The 19857-nt window shown below is 60.0% G+C and carries 19 protein-coding genes and 2 pseudogenes; 6 read left to right on the top strand and 15 right to left on the bottom strand.

Translation table 11 applies throughout. The annotated features are described in order from the left end of the window. Nucleotides 1–165, top strand: a 165-nt coding sequence (locus ACFWW2_RS01965) for a Tn3 family transposase (protein ID WP_393925740.1), incomplete at its 5' end; no start/stop codon positions are given. Nucleotides 166–175: 10 nt separating this feature from the next. On the opposite strand, the gene ACFWW2_RS01970 is transcribed toward ACFWW2_RS01965, so the two are convergent. The 15 genes and pseudogenes from ACFWW2_RS01970 to ACFWW2_RS02040 all read right to left on the bottom strand — a co-directional run bounded on the left by ACFWW2_RS01970 (nucleotide 176) and on the right by ACFWW2_RS02040 (nucleotide 16317). Further along, the gene (locus tag ACFWW2_RS01970; RefSeq protein WP_393925683.1) at nucleotides 176–490 is read right to left on the bottom strand and encodes a hypothetical protein; all 315 of its coding nucleotides are present in this window, start codon (nucleotides 488–490) and stop codon (nucleotides 176–178) included. Continuing rightward, nucleotides 487–909, bottom strand: coding sequence for a hypothetical protein (locus tag ACFWW2_RS01975; protein ID WP_393925684.1), 423 nt, complete (start codon nucleotides 907–909; stop codon nucleotides 487–489). Before ACFWW2_RS01975 ends, ACFWW2_RS01970 begins: the two co-directional genes overlap by 4 nt. A gap of 17 nt (nucleotides 910–926) precedes the next feature. Continuing rightward, nucleotides 927–1823, bottom strand: coding sequence for a hypothetical protein (locus ACFWW2_RS01980; RefSeq protein ID WP_393925744.1), 897 nt, complete (start codon nucleotides 1821–1823; stop codon nucleotides 927–929). Between the two features lie 21 nt (nucleotides 1824–1844). Next, nucleotides 1845–2117, bottom strand: a pseudogene (locus tag ACFWW2_RS01985) (hypothetical protein); the annotation flags it as partial. A gap of 76 nt (nucleotides 2118–2193) precedes the next feature. Continuing rightward, nucleotides 2194–4287: a TonB-dependent receptor gene (locus tag ACFWW2_RS01990; protein WP_393925685.1), complete on the bottom strand. Its 2094-nt coding sequence runs from the start codon at nucleotides 4285–4287 to the stop codon at nucleotides 2194–2196. 106 nt (nucleotides 4288–4393) lie between these two features. Beyond that, nucleotides 4394–5221: an AraC family transcriptional regulator gene (locus ACFWW2_RS01995; RefSeq protein WP_393925686.1), complete on the bottom strand. Its 828-nt coding sequence runs from the start codon at nucleotides 5219–5221 to the stop codon at nucleotides 4394–4396. Between the two features lie 129 nt (nucleotides 5222–5350). Beyond that, nucleotides 5351–6412, bottom strand: a complete 1062-nt coding sequence (locus tag ACFWW2_RS02000; protein WP_393925687.1) for a DUF2218 domain-containing protein — start codon at nucleotides 6410–6412, stop codon at nucleotides 5351–5353. Between the two features lie 1087 nt (nucleotides 6413–7499). Further along, nucleotides 7500–8051, bottom strand: a complete 552-nt coding sequence (locus tag ACFWW2_RS02005) for a hypothetical protein (protein WP_393925688.1) — start codon at nucleotides 8049–8051, stop codon at nucleotides 7500–7502. After that, nucleotides 8048–9136 (bottom strand): cupin domain-containing protein, encoded by a 1089-nt coding sequence (locus ACFWW2_RS02010; protein WP_393925689.1) that lies wholly within the window; start codon nucleotides 9134–9136, stop codon nucleotides 8048–8050. Before ACFWW2_RS02010 ends, ACFWW2_RS02005 begins: the two co-directional genes overlap by 4 nt. A 13-nt stretch (nucleotides 9137–9149) precedes the next feature. Next, complete coding sequence (maiA, locus tag ACFWW2_RS02015; protein ID WP_393925690.1) at nucleotides 9150–9797, bottom strand: maleylacetoacetate isomerase; 648 nt, start codon at nucleotides 9795–9797, stop codon at nucleotides 9150–9152. Then, a complete protein-coding gene (locus tag ACFWW2_RS02020) occupies nucleotides 9794–10498 on the bottom strand; it encodes a fumarylacetoacetate hydrolase family protein (protein ID WP_393925742.1) in 705 nt (234 codons plus the stop codon). Before ACFWW2_RS02020 ends, maiA begins: the two co-directional genes overlap by 4 nt. Before the next feature lie 29 nt (nucleotides 10499–10527). Beyond that, the gene (locus tag ACFWW2_RS02025; RefSeq protein ID WP_393925692.1) at nucleotides 10528–12468 is read right to left on the bottom strand and encodes a TRAP transporter permease; all 1941 of its coding nucleotides are present in this window, start codon (nucleotides 12466–12468) and stop codon (nucleotides 10528–10530) included. 52 nt (nucleotides 12469–12520) lie between these two features. After that, nucleotides 12521–13489: a TAXI family TRAP transporter solute-binding subunit gene (locus ACFWW2_RS02030; RefSeq protein ID WP_393925694.1), complete on the bottom strand. Its 969-nt coding sequence runs from the start codon at nucleotides 13487–13489 to the stop codon at nucleotides 12521–12523. A 36-nt stretch (nucleotides 13490–13525) separates the two neighbouring features. Continuing rightward, nucleotides 13526–15175 carry a benzoate-CoA ligase family protein gene (locus ACFWW2_RS02035; protein WP_393925696.1) on the bottom strand — a complete coding sequence of 550 codons (1650 nt, stop codon included), beginning with the start codon at nucleotides 15173–15175 and terminating at the stop codon, nucleotides 13526–13528. Then, nucleotides 15175–16317: an FAD-dependent monooxygenase gene (locus ACFWW2_RS02040; protein ID WP_393925698.1), complete on the bottom strand. Its 1143-nt coding sequence runs from the start codon at nucleotides 16315–16317 to the stop codon at nucleotides 15175–15177. The genes ACFWW2_RS02035 and ACFWW2_RS02040 overlap by 1 nt, the downstream gene beginning before the upstream one ends. An 85-nt stretch (nucleotides 16318–16402) precedes the next feature. Between ACFWW2_RS02040 and ACFWW2_RS02045 the strand changes: the two genes are divergently transcribed. The 5 genes and pseudogenes from ACFWW2_RS02045 (at nucleotide 16403) to ACFWW2_RS02065 (ending at nucleotide 19693) form a co-directional block, all read left to right on the top strand. Further along, nucleotides 16403–16813, top strand: a complete 411-nt coding sequence (locus tag ACFWW2_RS02045) for an acyl-CoA thioesterase (protein WP_393925699.1) — start codon at nucleotides 16403–16405, stop codon at nucleotides 16811–16813. Then, on the top strand, nucleotides 16803–17588 hold the full coding sequence (locus ACFWW2_RS02050; RefSeq protein WP_393925701.1) for an IclR family transcriptional regulator: 786 nt from the start codon (nucleotides 16803–16805) through the stop codon (nucleotides 17586–17588). Before ACFWW2_RS02045 ends, ACFWW2_RS02050 begins: the two co-directional genes overlap by 11 nt. 246 nt (nucleotides 17589–17834) lie before the next feature. Next, nucleotides 17835–18053: a hypothetical protein gene (locus ACFWW2_RS02055; RefSeq protein WP_393925703.1), complete on the top strand. Its 219-nt coding sequence runs from the start codon at nucleotides 17835–17837 to the stop codon at nucleotides 18051–18053. Next, a complete protein-coding gene (locus tag ACFWW2_RS02060) occupies nucleotides 18050–18631 on the top strand; it encodes a Fic/DOC family protein (RefSeq protein WP_393925705.1) in 582 nt (193 codons plus the stop codon). The genes ACFWW2_RS02055 and ACFWW2_RS02060 overlap by 4 nt, the downstream gene beginning before the upstream one ends. A gap of 534 nt (nucleotides 18632–19165) precedes the next feature. Then, nucleotides 19166–19693 (top strand): annotated as a pseudogene (locus tag ACFWW2_RS02065) (tyrosine-type recombinase/integrase). Nucleotides 19694–19857: the final 164 nt, after the last annotated feature.

Raw genomic sequence — 19857 nt, forward strand, 5'->3', positions numbered from 1 at the left:
CTCGCTGCAATCATCATCTTTTGGAATACTAACCAGCTAGGGAAAGCGGTTCAGCAGAGGCGAAAGGCTGGATTGGACTGCCCGCCTGAGCTTCTGTCGCACATCTCACCGCTCGGATGGGCGCATATCTTGCTTACAGGCGAATATCGGTGGCCAAAATCATGATCAAACATGCTTATGATACGATTCCGCCCTCAGCCGGACTCGACACCTCATTGTCCTCTCGCGTGGATTGGAAGGCCATCTCGATCACCGGCACAAGGTAGCTGTTGCAGCGCTGGAGGTTCGAGGTCGCCGATGCTCTGTCGCCTGCATCCCAGGCATTTACCGCCTCGTGCAATGCCTTATGGCGACCGACGCCTGCAATACGGAACTGCAGGAATTTGAAAAGCGCGACCGCCAGCACATAGATCGATGCCCCGATCAGGATCAGGATCACTGGGCCGCCGAGATCCGCGATCTGGCGCATCAGTTCTAACATCTCGGTCATCCGATCAGCTCGACATCTGTGCGGGACGATACGGTGAGACCGGCTGCGCAGACCCCGTCATCCTTGCCGGGCACCGAACAGGTCGTCACGCCGTTGATGAGGATGCGGCCAAGGGCCGAGCACTCCTGCCCGGGGATCACAAACTGCCGGACACGTGGGCGCGCAGGCGGCAAGGCGCCGAAATCAAACAGCGTCAGCAGCGTCACAGCCCCGTCCGTGTCGATCAGCACTGTCTCGAACACCACCTGTTCAATGCCTTGCTCATACCCGCTCGACGTCAGAAACGTCAGCTGACACCCAGCCTCCACCTGGCCAACCGTATTCAGCTCAACTGATATCCCGGCGCTTGGTGTGGTGTCCTCTGCATGGGCGTTGGTGGCTAACGTCATCAGGCCCGCGGTGAACATGGCAAGTCTCACAGTTCGCTCCCTTTTACTCATTTAGTGCTGACATCAGACAAACTTGTGGTCTCAGATTCGGTAATCTTGCTGGAAACCCGCCATATGAAATAAAGACCAGCCGATGTGATTACCGCCATAGCCATCAAGAGTGGTGCGATGCCAACTCGATCGATCAAAGCGAGTGCACCGCCCGCGATTGCTAGGAACACAATGGCTTCCATACTGGCGAAAGTCGCCATTTCAGTCGCTTGGCGGCCGGGTTGGCACAGTGACATCAACAGGCTGCGGTTCGCCGTAAATGTGGCGAAGACGGCAAAGTTCGCCCAAAGCACCCCCATCACCACGACCGGAGCAGATAGGCCATCCCGCAGAAAGAATGCCATGCCCAGTGCCACGATAAGGTTGCCAAGACCGAGCGCACCTAAAACGCGTAGGGAACCGATGCGCGGGATTGCCGCCCGCGCGGCGAGCGCACCGATAACGCCAAAACCGCTGCCAAAGACGATGCCAATCAATCCGCCTTGGGAGACGGAAAACCCTGCATCTATCAACAAGATCGATTTGGCAGCGTAAGGCAAAAGCGCTGCCATGCTTAAAAGGATTGAAGCACCGAAGAGCGCGCGCGGGCCTGCTCTGCTAAAGATTGAGAATTGCGCCAAGACGCTTGGCGGTGGGCCGAAGTCAAAGCGGTCGCCAAAGTCCAATGCATAGGCCGCAACCAAAAGTAAGGCTATCGATACGCCCAGCAATGCACAGATGACCACGCGCCATCCAAAATCGGCCAGAAAATACAAGACGACCGCACCTAGAACGAGACCGGCGGCCGCTGACGCTGCAGCCTTGATCGTCGCGCCCGTGGCATACTGCGGAGGAGATAGGCCCTCAACCATAAGTCCGCCCAATGCCACGGTCTGCGTTCCAAGCGCGATCATGAGAGCCGCGACCCCCACGACAATCAACCCGCCGGATGTGGCAGGATTCAAGAATGCCATCGCGGCAAGGACAAGGCAGGTTGCGCATTGACTGCGTATTATCCAGGGGCGAAATCGCGGGCCGGAAGGTGGTCGGACACGGTCCACTACGGGTGCCCAGACGAAGCGCAAAGTATAGGGGATGGCCGCTACATATATTAAGCCTACCAATCCTGACGGTGCGCCAGCGTCACGCAGAAAAAGGCCGACGCCCTGTGCTGCGAACTGAGCGACAAAGCCGCACGCGAAGTACATGACCGTAAGGGTTACAAAGAGCCCTTGATGGTTCCTTTGCCTTTCCTCGGCCTGCAATCCTACCTCTGTCAATGCGCTACCACCGGGCAGTCACATCGAACCCGACGGTCATCGGTTCAGTGACATCTGCAAACGTGCCGCCGCCGACAAGACGTGTCACACCAGTTTCGTCAAAGAGGTTCGTTACGTAGCCCCGCATCTCGAAGTTGCGAAATTGCGCCGTGGCACCGATGTCGACGATCCAGTAGTCGCCGATCTCATCAACCTCGTTAAAATCGTTGAAATGTGAGCCGCGATAGGTGGCACGACCATCGACGCTCCAGATATCGTTGATTTCGTATAGAGCGCCGAGGCTAAGGGTAACATTCGGGTCTTGACCAAAACTGTTTCCTTCCAACGCCGGATTGAAGGCCGAGGCCTCTGTGATCTCGGTCTTAAGTAAACCAATAGCGCCATTTAGGTTAAGCCTGTCCGTGGCCTGCCAGTCCGCATCAAACTCTAGACCGTAGCTGCGCCCTTTGTTTTGATTAATGACCTGAAGTGATGCACGATTGCCTGGCACCAACTCTGCGTAGAGTTGCGGGTCTTCGTGCCAGTTATGGAACGCTGTTACGCCATATCGAAACCCAAACTCCGGGAACGATTGGCGAAAGTTTACTTCGGCGGTCGCCACGCGTTCGCTGTCATAAGTAAAGGGCTGTCCAGTGAAGATGTTTACCGAAGAGCCGCCGGGGTTGTACCCGGTCCGGACTGATCCGCTCAGGACTATGTCTTCGTCGAAATAGTAGGCGAGGCCCAAGGCTGGCAAGAACTCGGTTTCGTTGATTTCGAAATTCTGAGTGCCGGACACGACACCGCCAGGCGTCGCAACTGTGCTGGACTGGTCGAAGCGGCCATTGAAGTCCAGCACGCGGGCACCGCCGAAGATGGTAAGTTGATCAGTGAGGCCGTAACGCAGGTCAGCAAATGCCGATCGCGAGTCTGATTCTGAATCACTGCTGAACGCCAGGAGCCCCTGCAAATCGGTTCGTTGATCTCGCTGCTCGAACGTCAGGCCGACGAGCCCACCAAATTGCCCGGCACGGACACGATCCGAGGGGCCGAATTCGTACAATATTTCCTGCGTCAGAATTCGCTCAGACACGTCGAATGGAAAAGGGTAGGTCTGTTCGGGAATGCTTACAAACTCGTCATCGACGAACGAGAAAACACCTCGCAGGGTGCCGACCCCAAGGTCAAGTCCGGCGTCCAGCGACAGCACATTCGTTTCGGTATCAAATGTGCGCGCTGGAATACCCAATGGTCCCGCCAATGCGCCGTCGAGGATTCGGTCTTCCAGTGGACGGCCCGTGACCACCGGCGTCTGAACAGAGTTGCGCGTTTGAGGGGTTTGCCCCTGTTGATGTTCCGCAAGAAAGTCGAGGGTCAATAGGCCAGCCGCCGTCTCAAATTCCCCAAGCAGCTTTCCGCGTATCCGAACATTATCGTAATCGAGGATTGGGGCCGCTGGTTCGTTCAACACGGTACGCGCATCCGCGCCATCGGCCAGCTCGAATGTCAGGCGCCCGGCGACATTTTCCGAAAGTGGGCCAGAGATCATGCCGTTCAACGTGTATTCTGGTCCCCCGAAGTCGTCTACGGCCACGCCAAATTGAAGGGCGGCTTCTGGGGTGAAGGTCGGATCATTCGTTTCGACGATGATCGCGCCTGCGATTGCCGAACGACCTCTGAGCAGTGACTGCGGGCCGCGTAACACCTCGATTTGGCGGGTATCCCAGAGCGATGCGCCGGACGAGTTTGGAAGCACGACTGGACGTGTCACGCCGTCGAGTACAAACGCGAGGCGCGGTAATGCACTGGTCAAGCTCGCGGAAACCGTGCCACCGGGCCCACCGCCCTGGATCCCGCGGATGGAAGGCACTTCGCTTTTCCCCTCGACGAACACGTTGGGAGTGGACACGATCACATCGTTGATGTGAGCCGAGCCGGGGGCGTCCTTTATCCTGTCTTCGCTGATGATCGACACGCCGACAAATGTGTCCTCTAGGCTCCGCTCCGCCCGCTCCCCTTCGAGGACGAGTGTCCCAAGATCAAAGGGTTCGGTATCCTGAGCCTGTGCGACGCTCAAGGTGCTGAAACCCGCAGCGAATAGGGAAATCGTCTTTCTCATAGTCTGACGCTCTTTTCATGAGTATTTTTGTCAGGATACGTCACTGGCGCGCACGACCTCCATCCTTCGTGCATTGCAGATCAGCGCAAAAACCTTGCCGATCAGGTCAAGCCCTAGTTGACCTATCCCGGGAAACCTGGCTGGGTGCATGCCCGAACCGTGTCGCGAAAGCGCGAGACATCGTCTCGCCCGATGCGTAACCGAGGGTGGAAGCAACGGAGGAGACCGATCTGCCGCCACTCAGAAGATCCCGCGCAAGATCCAGGCGCGCCTCACGGGCAAACTTGCCGGGCGACACGCCAAACTTGGCAACGAAGGCGCGCTTCAATGTCGCTTCGCTGACGGCGAATTCCTTGGCCAGCTTGCAAAGGGTGCGATTAGGATGTGGATTGCTTTGAATAGATGTGGCGATCCGATCCGCCAAAGTACCGTGAGATGAAGCAGGCGCGGATGCGTCCAACGCCTCAAGGCTGATCGCAAGACATTCCAGGGCGGTTCCATATGCGCGCAGCTTTGCTCCGGCGGCAGCCAGATCCAAATACAAAAGCCGTTCGGCTGCAACCGTGAGTGCGGCGGGTGCTATGAATTTGTCCAGCTCGCCCTTGGAAAGGAGTGATAAAGCACGCGCGGAGAGCAAGTCATCTACGTCGGCAAGATGCGCCAATTCAGGTTGGGTAAAGGCAAGCGCCACAGTGCGAAAGATCGACTGATCCGGCGCTGTCACAAGCCACTTTGCAGCCAGTGCGCAGCCCGCAATTTCTGCGTGTCCCGCGGAAAGTACGCCCTGCCGCTCAGCTGCACCGAGCTCTTTGGATCTCGACACACCGTCCAATCGAACTTCAATCACCAGCCCCGGCACACCTGTGATTTCGCCCTGGTACGCTTTCTGCCCCCTTAAGTCTGCGCGCATCAGGCGGACACCATTGTTGAGCAAATGGCTTTCTACGCGACCGCGTCCCAAGGTGGGTGGCGGTGCCTCAAGCGCGACACGCACGCCGCCGTCGATCCTTTGAATCTCTTCGCTGCGCAAAGGCGCGCGGCTATGTGGTCGTAGCGTCATCGGTCAGGCCATGAAGCCAGGATGCGCGTGCCGCCAATAGGCGACGGCAAGCTGTTCTCCCTTTGCAAGCCCGCAGCGACCCTTAAAGAGCTTTCGAGCTGCTTGCGCGCCCTCGAACTCGCCTGCAAACCATGCCTGTTGTGGTGCACATTGTTCCGCCAATTTCGCGAGCAGAGGGATCGCTTCCGCTTCGAACACGCCGGGTGCCAAGCGATGGACACGTAGATTAGACTTGGGAAGGTAATCAGACAGGTCGCAGTTTTCGGGGGTTGATACGACTAGGTCACCCGTGGCCCCTTCTGGCAGAGTTTCGATGATGCGCGCCGCAGAGGGCAGACCCGTCAAATCTGCAGCCAGCAAATATCGCTCGACTTCCGGTAGGCCCTGCATTCCGGCTGGACCCATTGCGCCGATCTCATCCCCGGCTGCTGCATTCCGCGCCCAAAGAGAGACAAGGCCATCACTGTGACGGACCATATCAAGATCGATTTCCTCAGCCTCTGGTCTGGCGGCAACGATTGTCATGTATCTGGCGTGCAAGGCGTCCAAGCCCGTAGGCCAAACTGGCGCGCCGTTCGCCCCCATGCGCGGCCAGACTGGCGCACGACCTGCGACCGAAGGAAGCATCAGCTTGAGATGCAAGCCCTCATAAGCAACATCCGCAAGGCCGGGCATACGCACCGTCACACGCTGCATTCCGGCAAAAATCTCGCGTGACGACAGTACCGTGAGGATCCGAAAGTTTGGCGGCAAATCCCCATCTTTCGTTGTCTCACCTGACCAGCGCATTGCCAGCGCCGCTGCTGGATCAACTTCGCTCACATGCTTGGCCACCTCCTCCTTAAAGAAAACAAGCGCGCCTTTATGTGGGGCTCGAATTGACACCAGAAGCCCATCGTCAGCTTCCTGGAAGGAGACCCGAAAGCCAGTCTGCTCAACGACATGGCTTCCATCGGCTTCCTTGCGAAAGTCGATGTCGTGATCTTCGGAAAGGTGATAGACGAAAGCACTGAGCATCTCAGCAGCATGTGGCGTTGGCACAATTGTGTTGGTTTCAGCGGACATTGGAGCTTCCATCGGCATGAGATTTCTGGGGTTGGCTGCCGGCAATGAAGACTGATCTCGCTATGTCACTACTAGCAGATAAGGCGTTTACTTCAAACTCCTCGCTCAAGAACCTACCGATGCGATCCCAGCTATCTCTGGAAGAGCCATAGATAATGAGATGTGACTGCACCGAGTGCCAATAGCGCACTCTATGTTGGCGATGATGTCGACAGACGTTTCATTACTTAAAGTCGAGATCTTGCAGAAGTGTTTGCGCATTGCAGACGGCTTTGAACTTTACCAATTTCGCTCGAGCTTAATGAGACAGGCTTGCGGCTGGAAATTCCAGATACCCGCCCAACACATCTTTTCCACGAAGAGCTGCTTTAATTAAACGGTGCAGCGCCGATGTTGTGACTGCTGCGAAAAGGAAAAGGATCAAGTTGCGTGACCTATCGAAATGGAAGAAATGGGTCCGATCCGCCTATTGAGAGCAGCCACTGAAGCAGCCAAAGCGAAAGCTCAATTTACCCCGCATCCCATTGGTCAGGTTGCAGCGAATATGCGGCCTTGGTTCGGGACATGTTAACGCTATTGAACGTCCGCTTCGGTAATTTCGCTGCGGGGTAGCCGTCAGCCTGCCGCAGCCGCAAAAGGATGCTGCGTCAGCAATGGCAGCACCTGCACAATTCTGCTTTGTCCGCTCCGCAGTCAGACAATTTCCCGAATCGGATGCTGGCTTTGGCGGTAATTGGGTCCCATTATCGTGACAGCGAAACAAGCCGGTCCAGAGTCCGCTATGTTGTGTGCTGGATTCTCTAAAATATTGAAATTTTTGTAGAATTATCGATCTCGAGCACTCCGCCCAGGATTTTTCGGGCTGAGGTGTTCGTCGCCTCTGGGCGCTTTCCGCTTCGGGTATACGCTATGGGCGCGGTAAAGCTACGGACAGCCTGGCCCAAGCAATCCAGCACTGCACCTGTTGCTTCTGGGACTGTTCCGATTGAAGTACCATGATCGGCTACGTTTTCAGCGGGGAGCTCGCCCAAAATCTCATGCGAGCATAAGCTTTGCCTAGGCACCAAGTCGCGTGCGCTCGACGACTTCATTCATATCGAAATTGCACCTGAGATTCTTCTCTAAGACACATTTTGCGGATCGAGGACAACTGACTACAGAGATTATCTGTACGGGCGCGCGGCGTGAAGCGCGCTTTGACGGCTTCTCCGGCGGATCCCGCGATATTCGCTTCCCAAAGCGGTCCTTGCAGATCGCGCCAGCACGTATCGAGGTGGATCGCGGAATGCGAAAACAAATGCCGCAACGCTCGTGCCGGCAGCGTCAGCGCGACAGCCTGGGTCGGCAATTCAATATGGGCGTATCCGGCATCCGGCGCGATCAGGCATTCAAGTTGCAAGGCGATGTGCCGGGCCTCGTATCCCAAGGTCACGGTGGCAAGTGTCAGGGCGCTCACGCCACCCGCGCTCGGCGCTGCGAACGCGTCGTCATCCGCTTCGTTGAGGACCCGCGCGAAGGCCGCCGTCGCGCGGCGCGCCCGGAGCAGGTCCGCGGCCGGGGCCTCCGGCGCATCGTAGCGCGCGCCGGCACCCTGGCGTGCCCTGAGCGCGGCACGGGGATCGGCGGCCCCCTGCGTCATACACCGCCGACCTGGTTTCGCATGAAGCCGAGCCGCTCCATGATCGGGGCGTCTGAAAAGCGGAAAAGGTCGAACTGCGTCTCCGCCTCGAGCGACCAGCCGACCCAGGACGGCACGACGAACAGGTCGCCCTTTTCGAGCTTTTGCGCGGACCCGCCAAGCACTACGGTCCCGCGCCCCTCGAACACCTGAAAGACGCTCGATCCGACATCGTTCCGCACCGACGTCTGCGTGCCTTCTCGCAGACGGTGAAATTCGCACCTGATCGTCGGCATCACATCGCCACCCGTGGTTGGGTTGAAATAGCGGATGCCGGCATGGCCCTGCCCGAAGGTCGCCGGGTGGCCCTCGTCCTCGAGAAGCAGCTGTTCGGTCAGCGCGCGGTCGGTGTGTTCCCAGCGATAGGCCCCGATGGGCGAGGCGACAGTTTCATGAAGCTGTGACAGCGGACGCAAGCCCGGATGGCACCAGAGCCGTTCGCTGCGGGAAAAATTGGGCGTCGCATAGTCGGTAACGCGGTCGGCCCCGAATTCGAAGAACCCCACATCCATCTGATGGCTGAACGGAATGTCCAGACCGTCGAGCCATGTCATCGGCGCATCGCGGTCGTTGTGGTGGCCGTGAAAGCACCAGCCGGGGGTCAGCAGCAGATCGCCGCGCGACATGCGCACCGGGTCGCCGTTGACCACGGTCCACACGCCTTCACCCTCGACCACGAAGCGGAACGCGTTCTGGGCATGGCGGTGTTCTGGCGCCGTTTCGCGCGGGCCGAGATACTGGATCGCGGCCCAGAGCGTCGGGCTGACATAGGGACGCCCGCCGAGGCCCGGATTGGCAAGACCGATGGCGCGCCGTTCGCCGCCGCGGCCCACGGGAACCAGATCGCCGGACGCCTCCGCCAGCGGCAGCAGAGTCGACCATTTCCAGACATGAGGGATGGCCTCGCTTTTGGGGTACATCGGCATCAGGTCCCCGGTCTGCGTCCAGAGCGGGTCGAGGTGGTTGTCGCGAAAGCCCTTGTAGAGCGCGCGAAGTTCGGGGCTTTCGTCGGGCTGCATCGCTTGAGTGACGGTGTCGTGGTCCATATCTGTCTCCTGTTTAGGCCGCGTCGGGCTGGCGGGGTGGGGCCGCGTCCTGAAAGGCTGGCAACGTGTCGAGCGCCTCGAAAACCCGCATGATCGTCGGCCAGGTGTCCAGTGGCATGTCGAAGCGGCGATTGTTCCAGACTTGCGCATAAAGGCACAGATCGGCGAGCCCCGGCGTGTCGCCATGGCAGAAGCGTCCGGTCGCCGGGTCGCGCGCCAGCATCGCCTCCAGCGCGTCGAATGTTTCGGTCACCCAATGGGTGAACCACGCCCTTTGCGCCGCTTCGTCCGCCCCGAACTGGTCGCGCAGCCGGAAAAGGACGCGCAGGTTGTTCAGGGGATGGGCCTCGCAGGCGATCATGTTGGCAAGGCCGCGCACGCGGGCGCGTCCTAGCGCGTCCGGCGGCAGCAGCGGCGGGTCCGGGAAAGCTTCGTCCAGCCACTCGATGATCGCCAGCGACTGGATTAGCGCAGTGCCATCCGGCAGCTGCAGCGTCGGCACCAGCCCTTGCGGATTGCGCGCAAGGTAGTCCGCGTTGCGCGTCTCGCCGTTCCTCAGAACGTAGGGGATATAGTCGTACCCCAACCCCTTGAGGTTCAGCGCCGCGCGCACCCGGGTTGACGTGGAGGAGCGGAAGAAGTTGTGCAGCCGATAGGTCATGGCCCGGTCTCGCGTGGGCCGATACGCGTATCGATCTGGCCCAGCCCCGCGATCTCGATTCGGCAGACGTCACCCGGCACCATCGGGCCGACGCCGGCAGGCGTACCAGTCATGATCAGATCCCCGGGCTGAAGTGTCATGGAGTGTGACAGGATGCTGATGACCTCGGGAACGGACCAGATCAACTCGTTCAGGTCGGCATCCTGCTTGACCTCCCCGTTTATACTGAGCCGGATAAAGCCGTTCGACGGGTGACCGACCGAGGCGACATCGTGGACAGGGCCGATTACGGCGGAGCGGTCGAACGCCTTACCCCAGTCCCAGGGGCGTCCCGCTTCGCGCGCCTTCAGTTGCAGGTCGCGGCGGGTGAGGTCATTGCCGATGGCGTAGCCCCAGACATAGGATAGGGCGTCCGCCTCGGCGATCCGCTGCCCGCCCGTACCGATGACGGCGACCAGTTCGGCCTCGTAGTGCAGGTTTTCCGTCTCTGACGGGTAGGCCACGACCTCGCCATCATCCACCACGGCATCGGCCGGCTTGGTGAAAAAGAAGGGCGGGTCGCGGTCTGGATCTTTACCCATCTCGCGCGCATGGGCGGCATAGTTGCGCCCGACGCAGAAGATGCGGCGCACGGGCAGCCGCGCGTCGGTGCCGTTCACGGCGACCGATGGCACGGCGGGCGGGTCGAAAACGAATGTCATGGTGGATCCTTCCTGAGTAAGTCTGCGGTTCATGCCCGCTCCTGCCGGGCTGGTGCGGCGGCTCTGATCCGGCTGCGCCGTCCGAACGCCCAAAGCACGGCCAGCGCCGCCAGCCCTGCCCCGTTGATCCACATCGCGGACGGCCCCAGCAGACCCGGAGGTAGCAGAAGCGCTGCCCCTGCAAGCCCGATGCCGAGCCGACGAAGCGGGCGGGCCAGTCCGTAAAACCAGCCCACGAATGCGGCCGAGATGGCATAGACACCCAGAATGGCGATCACCACGGCCAGCGCGATATCGCCGGGGGTTCCATTCAGCAGCAGAGCGGGCGAATAGACGAAGAGGAACGGCACGATGTAGGCGGTCCAGCCGAAGCGCATCGATTCCCATGCCGTCGCCATCGGCGGCGCTTTGGCGATGGCGGCGGCGAAAAACGCACCGATCCCGATGGGCGGCGTCACCATAGACATCATGCCCAGATAGAAGATGAACAAGTGTGCCGCGATCGGGTCGACGCCAGACTGGATCAGCGACGGCGCGATCAGCACGGCCAGCAGCAAGTATACCCCAACGGTCGGCATCCCCATTCCGAGGATCAGGCAGACCAGCGCCGCGATTCCGAGAAGCAGCAGAAGGCTCCCCTGCCCCAGATCGACCATCGCGAAGGTCGCGGCAAAGCCGAGGCCCGTCACGTTGAGCACGCCGATGATGAAACCAGCGGCAGCGGAGATCATGATGATTTCGGTGATCGACCGGCCTGTCTCGACGGCTGCGGTCCAGATATCCGCAAGCGACATCCGCGTCTTCCCGTAGCCCAGCGTCAGCCCGATCAGAAGGGCTGCTGCCCCGCCCCAAAGCGCCGCCATCTCCGCGCTTTGATTGTAGCCGAAAAGGGCGGTGACAATGGCCGCGAAGGGCAGGACAAAAATCCAGCCGCGCGACATGACCTGACGGGTTGCGGGAATGTCGACGTCTTCGATTGGCCGGATGTCCTGCTTGGCCGCCTGCAAATCGACCTGAACGAACAGCGACACGTAGTAGAGCAGTGCGGGCACGATCGCCGCGACGACAATCTCGGCATAGGGCCTTTGCAGGAAGTCGGCCATCAGAAAGGCGACCGCTCCCATGACCGGCGGAGCGATCTGCCCGCCGGTCGAGGCGGTCGCTTCCACCGCAGCTGCCGTGGCCCGGCGATAGCCCGCCTGGATCATCAGGCGGATGGTGACCACGCCCGTTGCAACGATGTTGGAGACCACCACCCCGGAAATCGACCCGAAGAGGGCGGAGGCAACCACCGAAATCTTGGCCGACCCGCCCCGCCTGCGGCCCATCGTGGCCATAGCGATATCGTTGAAGAAATCCGCGCCGCCGGAGCGCAGCAGGACCTGCCCGAAGAACACGAAGGCCACGACCACCGTGGCCGCGACGTTCAGCGTCAGGCCCAGCAGCCCGTTCGGATCGAAGGCGAGATAGACGGCGAGCCGCTCTGGCGCGACCTCTCGAGTCTGAAGCATGCCGGGCACCAGATGGCCGATGGTCCCGTACCCGACAATCACCAGCACTACGATCACGAGGGTCCAGCCGACCGCGCGGCGCAGCCCCTCGAGGACAAGGAAGATCAACCCGCCGCCAACAACCAAGGCATCGAGCGGCACCGACATGGCCCTTGACAGAAGGCTCGGATAGGCGGCCACCACGTAGAGAGACATCGCCAGCCCGGCGAACGAAAGCAGCCAATCGAGGCGCGAGGGCAAGGTCGTGCCTGTATCGCTACGCCCTGGCATGATGAAGATGAGGGCAAGGCTCAGCCCAAGCACCAGCGCCAGAAACTGCTCGGTGTAATAGGAATAGCCCAGCCGCGACGGCAGGCTCGCCGCCTGAGCGACCGCAGCGAGGGTCAGGGTGCCGGCAAGCACGCTCACCGCCATGCGGCGTGCAGCGACGCGCCAGCCCTGTTCGGTATCTTCTGTCATCCAATTATCCTTGCGGAGGTAGCCGGGGCGGCCGCGCCACCCCGGCCGAGGGCTATTCTGTCGCCGCCAAAGCGACTCCGCGGCTTTCGAAGAAAGCGGCTGCGCCCGGGTGGTAGTCGAGGCCTGGATAGTCCCTGTAAGCCGTGTCGATGTTAAGCGCGCCAAGCGGCGGGTAGGCCCCGGCGATGGCGTCACGCTCGTCGAAGATCACAGCAAGCAAGGCGGCGACCTGTTCGTCAGACACATGCGCGCCTGCGACGAGGACGTTGTCCCAAGTGACGAACATCATCGGCTCCGGCACGCCGACACGGAACGGGGCGGGCTGCACTTCCGAGAAGTAGAAGGCGGGGCGGACCGCACGGATCGCGGCGCGGGTTTCATCATTTGCCTCGACCGTCAGGAACTGCACGCCTCCGACGGAGGCGTCGATCTCGGCGACCTTGGGCCCGCCAACCGCGAAGAAAGCACTGTCGATCCGGCCCGACGCCATATCGTCCGACCCGCGAATTAGCTCAGGGACGGGCACCTGTTCGACGTCATCCCAGGTCAGCCCGCCCGCGGCGAGGATCGCAGCGATATGCGGCCGGGCGATCGGAAAGGCATCCCAGCCCGACGGCACGCTTTGCCCCGCCAGATCGGCAACTGATGTCATGCCCGAGTCTGCCCGCACGTAGAGGCCGACGGGAAACGGGTTGATCCGCGCGACGACCCGAAGGTTGGGCATAGCACTGTCATATTCGCCAGTGCCCGACACGGCAGTGATCACGTCATTGACGTCGTTCAGTGAAAACTCGGCCAGCGCCTCGTTCACGGCCTGCATCATCTGCGCGTTGCCCCCATAGGGCTGCACGACGAATTGCAGGTTTGCGCTTTCGCGGGCCTGGGCCGAGATGACCGACGCCATCGTGTTCCAGACCGAGCCCTGCGGCGGGGTCGAAAAGGACTGGACCTGCGCGCTGGCCGCGCCTCCGAGCCCGAGCGCAAGCGCACCTACCAGGCCCAATTTCTGCAATAGTTTCATGGTTCTTCCTCCCGTTGGAATCGTGGCGTGTGTGGCTCACGCCTTGGTTGTTGTCGTGTTAATCAGCGCCTGCCTGTCGATTTTTCCCGTGCCGGTTTTTGGTAGTTCGGCAACGAATTCGATCAGGCGTGGCGCTTTGTAGGGGGTCAGCCGTGACTTGACGTAGTCGCGCAAAGCTGTGCGCATCGTGGTGGCATCCGCCGCGGCGACCGGCACAAGGCTGACGACCGCGCGCAGCACGGTGCGGCGATCCTCGAGCTGCTGCGCAAATACCGCGCTTTCGTGCACATCCGGATGCTCGTTGAGGCAGCGTTCGACTTCGAGAGGCCAGACCCACTGACCCGAGACTTTGACCAAATCATCGGCGCGACCCTGGTAATAGTAGTAGCCGTCACGCTCAATGAAGCGGTCCCCGGTATAGATCCAGTCGCCGCGCATGGTCTCGCGCGTCTTGTCGTCCCGGTTCCAGTAGAACGGCGCGGAGGAGTGACCGCGCACCAGCATGACACCGTCCTCGCCGGGCGTTGCCGGCGTTCCGTCCACCGTCTCGAGCCGCACCTCGTAGCCGGGAACTGCCGCACCCGCCGCGCCAAGGCGGTGATCGTCCAGCCGGTTGCTGAGGTAGATGTGCAGCATCTCGGTCGAGCCGAGGCCCTCGGTTGGGCCGTGGCCAATGCGCGCTTTCCAAGCTTTGTAAACGTCCTCGGACAGGATCTCTGCCGCGGACATCGACTGGCGCAACGAGGACAGATCTCGCGCTTCGATATCGGGGTGCCGCGCCAGCGCGGTGTAAAGCGTCGGAAGACCGTAAAAGACGGTTGGGCCATACTGCTCGATGGCCTCCAGCACGATTTCGGGCCGCGGCTGGCCCGGAACAAGCATAGTCGTCGCGCCCGCCGCAAACGGGAAGACAAGCGAGTTGCCAAAGCCATAAGCGAAATACGCCTTCGGCACGGAATAGCAGATATCACCGGCCTGCAATTTCAGAATATGGGCGGCGTAGCTGGCGTCGATATAGGCTGGATCATGGTGCAGATGAACGATGCCTTTCGGACGCCCTGTGGACCCAGACGAATACATCCAGAACGCCATATCGTCGGGCGCAGTGTCCGCGGCCGCCAGCGTGCTTAGCGCGCTTTCCAGAAACTGATCGGCCTGGGTAAAGCGGTCTCCACGTGCGTCACCGTTTGCGATGACGATCCGGTCGATGCGGCTGGCCCCGATGACATCGTCGGAAAAGACAGCCGCGAAGCAGGCATCGACGACAGCGAGCTGTGCGCCGCTGTCCTCTAGGTAGAACTGCACCAAGTCCGATTTGGTCTGCGTGTTGAGCAGTACCGGCACAAAGCCTGCCCTGACCGCGCCGTAGAACGCCGCCACGAAGATCGGCGTGTCGTCCAAAAAGAAGGCGATGCGGTCACCGCGGGCCAGGCCCGCTTTGCAGAATGCATTGCCCCAGCGTGCAGCCGCCTCTATGAGGTCGCTGTATGTCAGGTCACCGGCTGGACCGGTCAGTGCGCGATGGCTCGGATTGCGCGCAAGATTCTGCCACAAAATCCCTGAACAATTCCGATGACGGCTCTTGTCGAAACCGATTGCCTGCGCTGTCGCGTGATCGTCTGCGAGCGGGTCGACTGCGCTGTATCCCATGGACGGCTGCGCGGCTTTTGTGATCGCCTGCGCCATCAGCCCGCCTTTCGCTGATAGGTCTCAAATTCAGCGGCGAATTCCGGCGCGATCTGGCGAAGCCGGTCAGCAGTCATGCGGCCAGAGCGCATCAGGTAGTCATGGGCGAAATCCATCAGCGGCAGCTGCAGCTTGTCGCCGAAGCTGTCGTACCAATGGGCGGAGGTATTGGCGGCATCGACGATCTTGCGCGCGACCGGCGGCCTTTTGGCCTGATAGGCGGCCAGACCGTCTTGCAGGTTTTCCGCCTCAGCCAGCGCAGCGATCAGCGCAATGGCGTCTTCGAAGGCAAGGCGCGTGCCGGAGCCGATGGAGAAATGCGCGGTATGCGCGGCGTCCCCGATGAGCGCGAACCGATCCGTCACCCAGCTTTCGCACCAAAGCCGCGGGAAGCGGCGCCAGTTGGACTTGTTTGTCACGAGCTGCGTGCCCTGCAAGACGCCGCCGAAAAGGTCGCTACACATGGAAGCACTCTCCGCCTCGTTCAACTCATCGAAGCCGGCGCGGCGATACGTCTCTTCCTCGCATTCCACGATGAACGTGCTGTGGCCCGGCGTGAACCTGTAATGGTGCGCGTTCATCGACCCGTATTCGGTGTTGATGAAGGTCTGCGTCAGCGTGTCGAACGGTATATCCGCACCAAACCACGCGAACCGGTTGCCGAAATGCTCCATGGTCGGCGAGAACGCCGCCTCGTGAGTGCGGCGGACCAGAGAATTGAACCCATCGGCACCAATGACCAAATCCGCATCCAATTTGGCGAGATCCAAGACCGGCGTGCCGAAATGGATCGGAACACCGAGTCCCCGCGCCCGCTTGGTCAGGATCTCGATCAGGTGAAGACGGCCGATCGCCGTGAACCCGACACCGTCGAGCGTAACCGACCCGTCCGGCAGATTGAGCGTCATGTTCTGCCAACGCTCCATGTGCGGCACGATCAAGTCATACATCTGCGGATCGTCCGCGCGCAGGAAGTCGAGCGCCCGATCCGAAAACACAACACCAAAACCGAAGGTCGCGCCCTCGGGGTTCTGCTCGATCACCCGTACGGAGGCGTCTGGCAGATGCCGGCGGGCAAGGATAGCGGCGTACAGACCCGCAGGCCCCGCACCGAGAATATCTATGCTTTTGATTTTCGTCATTGAGCCCTCCCAGATCTCTCTCGACGTGCGGGTGAAGCTAGAGTAAGATTCTATATTATGCAATATGTTTCATTATGAGGAAATCATGACATCGAATTTCACCGCGCGCGTCTCCTTCGGACACTGCGATCCCGCGGGCATAGTTCACTACCCGAACACCTTCTGCTGGATGGATGCCACCTTTCACGATTTCCTGCGGCCATTCGGCGGTCACGCCGCGCTGTGCGCCGCCCTGGGCGCGACCGGGATCGGCCTGGTCGATGTCGGGGCCACGTTCCGTCGCCCGATGCGGGATGGTGACCTTGTAACCATCAGGCTGTCAGTCGAAAGCTGGTCGAAACGCTCGGTTTCTCTGGCCTACACCGCTGTGGTAGAGGACTGGTGCGTCTTTGAGGGGCGAGAGGTGCGGGCGCTGTTCCAGCAGACCGCGGAAGGCATGCGGGCGACAGAGGTCGCCCAACTGCGAGCGATGTTGGAGGAGCGCGATGACGGATAAACCGGGACAGGGCGGAGGGTTGAAATCCCTCGACGCAGCGCTGGCTGTTCTGCAGCACATAGCTATTCTGCCGGGTCCGCAGGCCCTGTCGGAAATCGCGCGGAGCCTTGGCATGCCACCAAGCAAGCTGCATCGATATCTCGCTTCCTTCGTCTCGGCCGGGCTGGTCCGCCAGCACGGTCCCTCGGGCCGCTACGGGCTGGGACCCGCTGCGATGAAGCTGGGTCTCGCAGCGATGTCGCAGCATGATTTCGTCAATTCGGCCGCGGATGGCCTGGCTGACCTGTCGGCCGAGACCGGGATGACCGTTCTGCTGTCCGTGTGGGCCGATCAAGGCGCGACAGTTGTCAGATGGGAACGCGGGGCCACGCCGACAGACACGTCATTTGGCCTTGGCTCAACCTTGCCACTGCTAACCTCTGCAACCGGGCGGGTTTTTCTGGCGTGGGGTCCGTCCCGCGCCATCAAGCCCGCGCGTGACGCCCAGCTCCGACGCCTCGCCCGCCAAAAGACCCTGTCCTTGGATTTCACCCCAACGTCCGAAGGCGTAGCGAGCCTCGCGGCGTCTCTGCGAGAGCGTGGCTTTGCAACAGTTGAAGGCCGCTTTGTGCCAGGACTGGTCGCGATTGCCGCTCCTGTTCTAGACTGGCAAGGCGAGATCCAGGCCGGAGTTACATTGGTAGGTGTTGACCCGGCGGCGATTTCCGCGACCTCGGAAGAGGTGGATGCGCTTTTGAGTTACTGTCGCAAAAAGTCCGTTGTAAGCGAACCTTAGGTGGTTAGAGAGCATGGGCCTCGTTGCGTTAGCACAACAAGCCAAGTCGTCGCTTTCTTACGCGTTCCGCGTCTCGGAGGCACGATACGGGGCTCCATTATCGTTACCACTCTGGCGGACGAGCTCATCAATGCCCACCGCCCGACAACAAGGCTACTTAATGGTCCAACCTGCACTGTCACGATGGTGGTGCTACCGAGCGGAATCTTCATACACATTCAATACAGAGCGTGGTAAGTTAGCCCTATGAGCAAGAGCACCGCACTCAAGAGATCGGCGACCACAGGACGCTTCGTGACCAAGCCTTTAGGCAAAAGCAAGGCCACCAAGTTTGCCAAGGTCGAGGGTGTAACCACCAGCTCAAAATCTGCCAAAACACTTAAAGCCTATTCCGACCGCGGCCTCAAAGGCGACGCACTTCGTTCGGCGATTACCGGCACCTTCACCAACAAAAAAGGGAAATGAGCCGGTACGACGTCACAGAGGATCCCCTCTGTTATCCTGGCACGAACGTTCTGAAGAACAAGGCCGACCTAACCGATCAGGACGAGCTTGATCAGTTCGAGCAGCTTATGTTCTTAACTCGGTCTGAGGAGCCGCTGCCGGAAGGTGCGCTCGACTATATGCATTATCGAGCGACCCATCATCACTTCTTCCAAGACGTCTACACATGGGCGGGACAAGCGAGGCAAGTTCGAACCGCTAAGGGTGGGAATTGGTTCTGCTATCCAGAGTACATCGATGCCGAGATGAACCGGATCTTTCGCGAACTCTCTGACGAGAACCACTTGGCCGACACCAGCAGTGTTCAAGAATTCGCCGAGCGCGCGGCCCACTACATCGCTGACATCAACGCCGTCCATCCATTTCGCGAGGGTAATGGGCGTTGCCAACTCACTTTGCTCGATATCCTCATGCAGGTCGCCGGTCTTGAGATGATCGAGGAAAACATAGAGGAGGACGAGTTTATGAACGCCATGATATCAAGCTTCGCCGGGGATGAAGCTCCTCTCGTCAACGCGATCATCAAGATGGTAGGCTGAATCTGACGAAGTCTTCAGGCGCATTCCACCATTGTGACCAGCCTACCGACCGCTCTGACGATGAGCGAAGTAACGATAGCTGGAATTCATCATCACTAGATCCCAAAGCGATCCTTCGGGCACGACGCGGCGAGAGTCCGCACTGAGCCCAACCTGTAAATTCGATATTCTCGCTGCGCGCGCGCAGCACAGGAATTTTTTGCATCTGCAGCATTCGGAACGCCGCAGCGCAAACAAGAAAGCGGTCTTTCTTCGCTCGCTCGGCACAGTCTCAGTAAAACATGATCGAATTGCAGGCAGACCCGCACAGTATAATAGCAGACATTTGACGTCGAAGCCGCCTCGAACGACGAAACTGCAATCGTGTACTATGTCCTTATCAACGCGGTGCTGATGAATGGGCTTGGAGGGAAGGTCGGAGGGCATGTCATGCCAAGAGTCCAACTTCCCGCAACCACCCCGAAACGCAGAGCCTGGAACAAGGGGCGGATCATCGGTCAAAAACGGCCTTTACTGCCATAACAGGTCTGGTCGATCCGAGCGCGGCTCGAACTGGCGGGCAATTTGCGCGATCTGGCTTTGTTCAACGTCGCTATCGATAGCAAGTTGCGCGGCTGTGATCTTGTCGGATGAGCGGTGTCTGACTTGGTAAAAGATGATCGCGTGCGGGAACGGGTTTCGGTGATTCGGAGCAAGACCAAGCGACCGGTGCAATTCGAATTGACCGAAAACACGCGCGATAGCGTTAAAGCATGGGTTAAATCGCCCGAAATGTTTGCGTGCCCGTTCATGTTCCCAAGCCGTTTCCACGACCGTCCGCACATCTCCACCCGCCAGTATGGTCGGCTTGTCTGCGATTGGGTAACGTCAATCGGCCTTGAGCCAAGTGGTTTCGGCATGCATTCACGTCGCCGTACGAAGGCGGCGGAGATTTACCGCAAAACAGCCAACCTCCGCGCAGTGCAACTGCTGCTCGGTCACACGAAGGTCGACAGTACAGTGCGTTATCTTGGCGTCGAACTCGAAGATGCGCTGAGCATTGCTGAGCGCATTGATATCTGATCGATTTTGGCGAACGGTCCTGCCGTTAACCATTTCAAAGCGGCTGCCTGTCCCTAACGCGGCGTTGGCCGGTGACGAGCGCAGAGTGTCATATGCTGCACCTTGAATGAAAAAGCCGCGTCCCAAGTTTTCGACTGTCCACCGGCTTGATCATGATGATAAAT

This window comes from Yoonia sp. R2-816 (genome assembly GCF_046762905.1).
In the GTDB taxonomy this organism is placed as follows: domain Bacteria; phylum Pseudomonadota; class Alphaproteobacteria; order Rhodobacterales; family Rhodobacteraceae; genus Yoonia.

Coding starts and splice junctions, on each gene's coding strand:
- ACFWW2_RS02000 (WP_393925687.1), bottom strand. CDS start 6,412: ATGTCCGCTGAAACCAACACAATTGTGCCAACGCCACATGCTGCTGAG.
- ACFWW2_RS02010 (WP_393925689.1), bottom strand. CDS start 9,136: ATGGACCACGACACCGTCACTCAAGCGATGCAGCCCGACGAAAGCCCC.
- ACFWW2_RS02005 (WP_393925688.1), bottom strand. CDS start 8,051: ATGACGCAGGGGGCCGCCGATCCCCGTGCCGCGCTCAGGGCACGCCAG.
- ACFWW2_RS02045 (WP_393925699.1), top strand. CDS start 16,403: ATGACATCGAATTTCACCGCGCGCGTCTCCTTCGGACACTGCGATCCC.
- ACFWW2_RS02020 (WP_393925742.1), bottom strand. CDS start 10,498: ATGACATTCGTTTTCGACCCGCCCGCCGTGCCATCGGTCGCCGTGAAC.
- ACFWW2_RS02060 (WP_393925705.1), top strand. CDS start 18,050: ATGAGCCGGTACGACGTCACAGAGGATCCCCTCTGTTATCCTGGCACG.
- ACFWW2_RS01970 (WP_393925683.1), bottom strand. CDS start 490: ATGACCGAGATGTTAGAACTGATGCGCCAGATCGCGGATCTCGGCGGC.
- ACFWW2_RS02040 (WP_393925698.1), bottom strand. CDS start 16,317: ATGACGAAAATCAAAAGCATAGATATTCTCGGTGCGGGGCCTGCGGGT.
- ACFWW2_RS02025 (WP_393925692.1), bottom strand. CDS start 12,468: ATGACAGAAGATACCGAACAGGGCTGGCGCGTCGCTGCACGCCGCATG.
- ACFWW2_RS02050 (WP_393925701.1), top strand. CDS start 16,803: ATGACGGATAAACCGGGACAGGGCGGAGGGTTGAAATCCCTCGACGCA.
- ACFWW2_RS02030 (WP_393925694.1), bottom strand. CDS start 13,489: ATGAAACTATTGCAGAAATTGGGCCTGGTAGGTGCGCTTGCGCTCGGG.
- maiA (WP_393925690.1), bottom strand. CDS start 9,797: ATGACCTATCGGCTGCACAACTTCTTCCGCTCCTCCACGTCAACCCGG.
- ACFWW2_RS02035 (WP_393925696.1), bottom strand. CDS start 15,175: ATGGCGCAGGCGATCACAAAAGCCGCGCAGCCGTCCATGGGATACAGC.
- ACFWW2_RS01980 (WP_393925744.1), bottom strand. CDS start 1,823: ATGATCGCGCTTGGAACGCAGACCGTGGCATTGGGCGGACTTATGGTT.
- ACFWW2_RS02055 (WP_393925703.1), top strand. CDS start 17,835: ATGAGCAAGAGCACCGCACTCAAGAGATCGGCGACCACAGGACGCTTC.
- ACFWW2_RS01990 (WP_393925685.1), bottom strand. CDS start 4,287: ATGAGAAAGACGATTTCCCTATTCGCTGCGGGTTTCAGCACCTTGAGC.